This window comes from Flavobacterium sp., assembly GCF_043760115.1.
Lineage (GTDB): Bacteria > Bacteroidota > Bacteroidia > Flavobacteriales > Flavobacteriaceae > Flavobacterium.
On sequence record NZ_JAYUPK010000079.1, the window covers coordinates 1 to 7,074 of the forward strand.

The 7,074-nt window shown below is 27.7% G+C and carries 8 protein-coding genes; 2 read left to right on the forward strand and 6 right to left on the reverse strand.

Annotated features, from left to right (window positions below; translation table 11 throughout):
* Positions 1-460 precede the first annotated feature (460 nt).
* The 4 genes from ACH2BC_RS06765 to ACH2BC_RS06780 form a co-directional block, all read right to left on the reverse strand.
* Positions 461-1,270: an energy transducer TonB gene (locus ACH2BC_RS06765; RefSeq protein ID WP_395053229.1), complete on the reverse strand. Its 810-nt coding sequence runs from the start codon at positions 1,268-1,270 to the stop codon at positions 461-463.
* 277 nt (positions 1,271-1,547) lie between these two features.
* Positions 1,548-2,096, reverse strand: coding sequence for an RNA polymerase sigma factor (locus ACH2BC_RS06770; protein WP_395053230.1), 549 nt, complete (start codon positions 2,094-2,096; stop codon positions 1,548-1,550).
* A complete protein-coding gene (locus tag ACH2BC_RS06775; protein WP_395053231.1) occupies positions 2,087-3,193 on the reverse strand; it encodes a glycosyltransferase in 1,107 nt (368 codons plus the stop codon). Before ACH2BC_RS06775 ends, ACH2BC_RS06770 begins: the two co-directional genes overlap by 10 nt.
* 97 nt (positions 3,194-3,290) lie before the next feature.
* The gene (locus ACH2BC_RS06780) at positions 3,291-3,644 is read right to left on the reverse strand and encodes a helix-turn-helix domain-containing protein (protein ID WP_395053232.1); all 354 of its coding nucleotides are present in this window, start codon (positions 3,642-3,644) and stop codon (positions 3,291-3,293) included.
* 187 nt (positions 3,645-3,831) lie between these two features.
* Between ACH2BC_RS06780 and ACH2BC_RS06785 the strand changes: the two genes are divergently transcribed.
* Positions 3,832-4,464: a hypothetical protein gene (locus ACH2BC_RS06785; RefSeq protein ID WP_395053233.1), complete on the forward strand. Its 633-nt coding sequence runs from the start codon at positions 3,832-3,834 to the stop codon at positions 4,462-4,464.
* A 297-nt stretch (positions 4,465-4,761) separates the two neighbouring features.
* The gene (locus ACH2BC_RS06790) at positions 4,762-5,163 is read left to right on the forward strand and encodes a hypothetical protein (protein WP_395053234.1); all 402 of its coding nucleotides are present in this window, start codon (positions 4,762-4,764) and stop codon (positions 5,161-5,163) included.
* An 83-nt stretch (positions 5,164-5,246) separates the two neighbouring features.
* Here ACH2BC_RS06790 and ACH2BC_RS06795 read toward each other — a convergent pair whose 3' ends face one another.
* Together ACH2BC_RS06795 and murB are read right to left on the reverse strand one after the other, a co-directional pair.
* Positions 5,247-5,618, reverse strand: a complete 372-nt coding sequence (locus ACH2BC_RS06795; protein WP_395053235.1) for a hypothetical protein — start codon at positions 5,616-5,618, stop codon at positions 5,247-5,249.
* An 87-nt stretch (positions 5,619-5,705) separates the two neighbouring features.
* Entirely contained in the window at positions 5,706-6,719 is a 1,014-nt protein-coding gene (murB, locus tag ACH2BC_RS06800; protein WP_395053236.1) for a UDP-N-acetylmuramate dehydrogenase, read from the reverse strand.
* Between the last annotated feature and the right edge of the window lie 355 nt (positions 6,720-7,074).

The window sequence follows — 7,074 nt, forward strand, 5'->3', positions numbered from 1 at the left end:
ATTTGTGGGAGAGTATGTCGCCGCCTTTCTTTAAATCCTCATCAGATTAATGATGAGGATTTTTTTTGCTTATATAATCATTGGATTAACAGATAAGATATAAAAAATCACTAAAGAAAATTGATTAGTAAGTTGGTGATGGAAGTTTGAATTAGAAGATTCCTTTCTAATGTGAAATCTTGGCTGTTGTTTCTCATTGTAACAAAATTTATCAAAGTTAATTTTGTTACCGAAATATCTAACATCTACAATTCTGACGAAGGAAGAGTCTCTAAAATCAATTTACATAAACGAAATAAAAGTTAAATTAATTTAACAGAGATTCTTCTTCTAAAACTTTGGAATCAGAATGGAAAGAAGTACGATAAAAATATATTTATTAAAACAAAACTCAAGTAAAAAAACTTGCAAGTTAAAATTTCAACTCACAAGTTTTCTTAGAAAAATAAATAAAATAGATTTATAACACTACAGTAATTGGTAATGTAAATTGAGTTCTAACAGGTTCGCCGTTTTTAAACCCTGGAGACCATTTAGTTCTTAAAGATTTTAAAACTCTAATTGCTTCGTTATCTATTGTAGAATTTGTTTTTTCTAAAACTTTAATGTCTGTCATTGTGCCATTTTTTTCTATTACAAAAGAAACTTTTACTCTAATAGTTTCTCCTTCGTCTAGATTATTTCTGTCAAAATTTGTTCCAACATATTCATAAAAATTTTTCATTCCACCAGGATAATTTGGCTGTCTGTCAAGTTCACTTGTTGCAACTGGTCCAGTTGGTTTTGGTATAATTACTGTTGGAATAGTTCCGCCACCAGTTGTTGGCGCTACATATGGTTCAGTTCCGCCAGTTGGAGTTCCAGTTGGTGGTATTGCAGTATTTGGTCTGTCAATATTTGTTGGAACATCTACAATTGCTGCTGGCGTTTCTACAATAACCATTGGTCCAGTTGATTTTTCTACCTCAATTGGAGTTTTTGGGTTGCTTTTTGGTTTTATTGGTTCAACTTTTGGTTGGTCAATTATTGGATCTTTAGCTAAATGAACTGGAGTAATTTTTGGTAAATCACAAATAATAGTAACTGGTTCAGGTTTTGTAAATGAACTTAACAGAAAAACAAAACTGCATAAAAAAGTCATTCCAAAAATAAAAGCGATAGTTGTTGTTTTATTTTGCTCTTGGCGAAGTTTGTACGCACCATACTCTTTGTTTTTTCCTTCAAAAACTAGGTCGAGCCATTTTTTTTCATAAATACTAACATTTCTCATAATAATAAAAATTAAGGGTTAAAGTATTTATGTTACATAATTGATGTGTTTTATACTTTTATAACGTATACTATTTGTTAAAATTGTGTTATAAGTGTATTATTTTTTAACATACTTTGTCAGAACGGAAAGAAGTAAAAAACTAAGTTATAAAAATGCAATACAAAAATTAAATAACCCTGACTGGAATGGCATCTCCCAATTTTTCATTGGGAATAGAATGGAAGGCAGGAATTACCTATATAAATAAAGCCCAAGCCATTCGTTTCTAAAAAAGCTATTTATTTTGAATGATTTCTGCCAAGAGTTTTTTGGCACGAAGGAGTTTTATTTTTACATTGCTTAACGGTTCGTTAAGTTGCTCTGAAATTTCTTGATAGCTGAGTTCTTGAAAGTAACGAAGTTGTATAACTTCTTGATAATGAGGTTTTAATTCTTTTATGAATTGCAATAATCTAGAAAGATTTTGCTCTGTAATTAGTTCATCTTCGGCTGATGGTGAACTGTCGGCAACGTTGTATGCTTGTTGGTCTTCTTCATCTGTGATTTCTACAAAATGGGACGATTTTTTTTTGCGAAGTAAATCTATATGAACATTTTTAGCAATTGCAATTAACCATGTATTGAATTGAAATTCAGGATTATAAGTTGCAATTTTATCGAAAGCTTTAGAGAATGTTTCTATGGCAATGTCTTCGGCATCTGTCTCATTTTCAGTGCGTTTAAGCATAAATCCATACACTTCGTTCCAATAATGGTCAAGCAAATAGGTAAAGGCAACTTGATCGCCTTTTTTGGCTTTGTCAATATGAGCATTTATTTCCAATGTACTGGTTTTGAGAATGTATTGGTGATAAAAATATTTAATTGTGTAAAAATTAGTGTAATTTCGATTATTGGAAACCAATACATTACGTCTTTTTCTTTTAATTTAGATGCCGAAAATCCTAAAGATATCCAAGCAAAAATATATCGAAATATTATCAAACTTAATACCACAATCCATTGATAAAGAAAAATTAACAAGATTATTGGCAAAATGTAAAATAATAATTGCGAAGCATAGAATAATGCCAGTTGACTTCTGTCGAACGCTTTGTAGTTTTTTGCTGTAGAAACGTGGCGTCTTTTTTGGGTAAACCAATCGGAAAAAGAAGTTTTTGGTTTAGAATAAGTAAAACTTTCTGGTGCAAAACTTATAGTTGTATTTTTAAAATTGGCTGCTTGATTTATAAACAAATCGTCATCGCCAGAACGTAGTTTCATATGATCTATAAATCCGTTAGTTTTAAAAAATTCTTCTCTTTTATAGGCAAGATTTCGACCAACTCCCATGTAAGGTTTTCCAAGTTTTGCCCAAGCAAAGTATTGTATAGCAGTTAATAAGGTTTCAAAACGGATAATTTTATTTAGAAATGAATTTTTAATTTTTTCATACGCGCCATAACCTAAAACTATTGTTTTTTGTTGCGTAAATTGTGAGCTCATTTGGGTAATCCATTCGGTTGATGTTGGGTAACAATCGGCATCGGTAAACAATAAATATTCGTTTTTAGCAGCTTTTATTCCTAGTGTTAAAGCAAATTTTTTGTTTCCCCAAAATGCTTCGTTATTTTCTACTTTTACCAATTTTACATTGGAATATTGTTTTTCAAATGCTTCAAATAATTCTAAAGTTTCATCGGAAGAAGCATCGTCTATAAGCACAATTTCAAAATCTGGATAATTTTGAGAAGCTAAAATTGGAATAAAATTTTTAACGTTTTCTTCTTCGTTTTTAGCACAAACAATTACCGAAATTGGAATTCTTTTTTGCTTGCTAACTTGTGGTTTGGCAAACGAGAATTTACCAAAGAATACTACATAATATAGAAATTGAACAAAAACAACAGTAATAAATAAACAAAGTAAAATTAGCAGCATAATGAATTTTTAATCGTGTGCAAAAGTACTAAATGTATGTTAGATATTGTTTATTGATTTTAGATTTTTTAGATGTTAAATAAAGAAATAAAATTATTTATTTTTCATAATTTTTACTCATTAAAGTAATTAATGTATCTAATTTATTATGAAATATGTCAAAAATATTTTTAGGTACACTCACCTTAATTTCATAACCATTTATTGAATGGTCATTTTCTCCATGATTGTGAGTAATATTGACTAATGGAACATCTAATTCTTTGATATTTTCAACATCAACTTTTAAAACTTTTGCAAATCTTTCCCATTCATCATCAGTTATTGAAATTCTTCCTTTTTCACGTCTATTATATTGCGATTGATCCATAGCTACTAATTCAGAAAATATTGCTTGAGTATATTTAGCTTTCCTTAATTTTTTTAATTTTTCTTTTGGCTGTAAAATCATAATGTAAAATTTCGGATTTAATGTTCAAAATTATTAAATTTTTTTTCATATTTGACATTAATGCTAAAAAATGTTTAAAATATTCACATTTTTTTTTAGAGAGTTTTTTTACAATTTTACAAAGTCAAAATTTCTCGAGAAAGTTTTTGTCAAATTAAATAAATTATTAATTTTAAACAATTTTATTATGAAAAATTTAATATTATGCATTGTGACAATTTTTATGTTTAATTCTAATGGATTTTCACAAAGTGATAAATTCAATGAGTTGCATGAGAAATATATCTTGAGTGAAAGTTATAAAAATTTTAATCAAACATTTAATTTATTTTATGATAAATTAAACTATGATGTAAATTTAGGTTTAAATGAATTAAAAAGCATTCAAGATTTTGAAGTTTGGATTGAAACAAATAAAAATAAAATTTCTTTTTCATCTATTGACGATTTAAAAATTGAATTTACTTCATTAGGAACTTTATTCAACAAAATGGTTGAAGAAAATAATGAATATTTTGCTTTAATTCCTAGTGAAGATTTTTATAAATTGTCCGAAACTAATTTTAAGGTTAAATTAAAAGTTCCAAGTAAAATGGCACCTTGTTCATTTGGATGCATTAATGATGCAGTTGGTTGTAATAGTGATGCTGATTCAAACTATGCGGCTGCAATTGGTGCTTCTGGAGTAGGTTTCTTTTTTAATGTAGTAGTTGCAGGTGCAGGTGCTGTTGTTGCAACTATTGTTCACCATAATGCAGTTGGTGCGTGTGTAAGAGGTTTTAATTCATGTATGAGAAAATGCGGTTACAGTGATTATTAACAAATAAATAAATATTTTAAAATGGAAAAGAAAAATTTTATAGGTGGTTATGTCTTAATTTTAGGATTTTTTATAATATTACTACCTGAATTATCAAAGTTAGGTTATATATTTAAATTTTTGTATGATTTTGGAATAATTAAGATTACTTTTATATTATTTGCTATTGGTTTTTTTATAGATTACCTACTAAATAAAAAAATGTCTTTTCTTTATAAAATATCATTATTTGAAAAAATTTCATTTTGTATTTTAATATTTATTTTAGTGTATTCATTTAAACACTTGTTGTAAATTATGAAAAAAATATTTTTTTTATATCTTTTACTGCCATTTTTTTCATTTTCTCAATCAGATTTAGAAAAAGTTATAAGAGGTGGCGAGGTAATAATAAATGGACTTGGTTTTTTAAAAAATAATAATGCTTCATCTACTAAAGCTAAAGATTCTAAAATTATTGAAAGTGTTTGTGTGAAAAACAAACTTTCTGATAAGATAACTTTTAAAATTTATGGTAAAGATGATGACGATAACGAAATTAAAAAAGAATTAGTAGTTCAAAACGACGGAAAAGAATGCTTTTTAGAATTACCAAAAGGTATTTACACATATGAAATAATTCTTGCCAATAAAGAAATTTTTAAAAAAGGTGAGTATAATTTCAATGAAGAGATTGTAATTACGGTTAAAGACGATTAATTCCTTAATTCTAATCTAATACCCCAATTACTTTTTAATTAATTGGGGTATTTTTATGAATAAAAAAGTAATTGAATTTAAAATTAAACAGTAGCTTCAAGCATTGAAGTTTTTAAAGTTCCAGGTTCAAAACCTTGTAAAACTCCGTTTTCATCAATATATGATTTAGAATAATTTTTATTGTGGTATTTTACTTTTGAAAATCCAAGTTTAGCCAGTTCAATTTCTCTTTGCTCATTAGTTAATTTCATTAAATCTTGACAAAAAAGTTCTAGATTTTCTTGAAAAGATTGATAAGCTTCTTCATTTGTGCTACCATATCCACTAACTAAAATTGCAGGAGAAACTGCAACAAAATATTCTCCTTCTTTACCAGTTGCTACTATGGCTTTAATGGAAATAGAATTTTCTTTAATTCTTACAGTTTCAATAATATCATTGAAATTGATGCTCATATAGTTATATTTTGTTATACAAATGTAGTTATATTTTTTTATATTTTAATAGCAATAATTCCATTATCAAATATCAAAATTCTAACATCATATTACATTAACTTCCGCTTCAATAGCAATACCAAATTCCCTTAAAACAGTCGCTTGAATATCTTTAGAAACATTTAAAATTTCTTGTCCTGTTGCATTACCATAATTTACTAAAACTAACGCTTGGTTTTTATGAATTCCTGCATCGCCAAATCGCTTGCCTTTAAATCCAGCTTGTTCAATTAACCAACCTGCAGGAACTTTAACTGTAGTTTCTGAAAGTACATAATGTGGCATTGCTGGATGCAAAACGTGAATTTTATCAAAATCTGATTTAGAAATTATAGGATTTTTAAAGAAACTTCCGCTGTTGCCAAGTTCTTTTGGATCTGGCAATTTACTTTGTCTAATAGCAATTACAGCATTAGAAATATCTTTTAACGTTGGTGTTTTTACATTTTTATTTTCTAATTCTTTAGTAATATCGCCATAAGAACTATTTATTTTATGATTGCGTTTTGTTAGTTTAAATAGTACCGACGTAATAACATATTGGTCTTTAGCTTCGTGTTTAAAAATACTTTCTCTGTAACCAAAATTACATTCGGCTTTGGTAAACGTTTTTACTTCTTGAGTTGCAATATTTATGGCATTGCAAGAAACAAATGTGTCTTTAATTTCTGTTCCGTAAGCGCCAATATTTTGAACTGGAGTTGTGCCTACATTTCCAGGAATTAGCGACATATTTTCTAATCCGCCAAAGTCTTGATTTATTGTAAATAAAACTAATTCGTGCCAGTTTTCTCCAGCCATACTTTCTATCCAAACAAAATTATCATCTTGCTGAATTACTTTTTTTCCTTTTAAATCAACGTGAATTACAAGCGCATCAATGTCTTGAGTCAATAACATATTGCTTCCGCCACCAAGAATAAATTTTTTATCTGAGGAATGATTTTTTAAAACGATTTTCAATTCTTCTTCGCTATGAACGGCTACAAATTGCTTTGCCTTGGCTTCAATGTTAAAAGTATTGTATTTTTTTAAAGAGAAATTAGTTTGAATTTGCATTGTGTTTTATTTTATTTTTAATTCTTCTTTCAAAATCTTTCGACTGTAGTTCGTCAGTGTTCTGCATAAACTTTTTAGGTTGACAAAATCAATTTCAAAAATCAATTTCAAAAATCAATTTCAAAAAAATCTGAAATCAACAATCGTTAATCATCATTCTTCAATCAAAAAAATCCTTCGACTGTACTTCTTCTTCGCTCAGCATAAACTTCTCAGGAAGACAAAATTGAATAAAATTGAAAATTGTCTTCCAATTGATATTGATTTTTGTAATTGATATTGACTTTTGCAATTGACATTGAAAATCTATTCCTCCGTTTCTAAAGCACGATTTAAAAAGTCATTCAACGGTTTT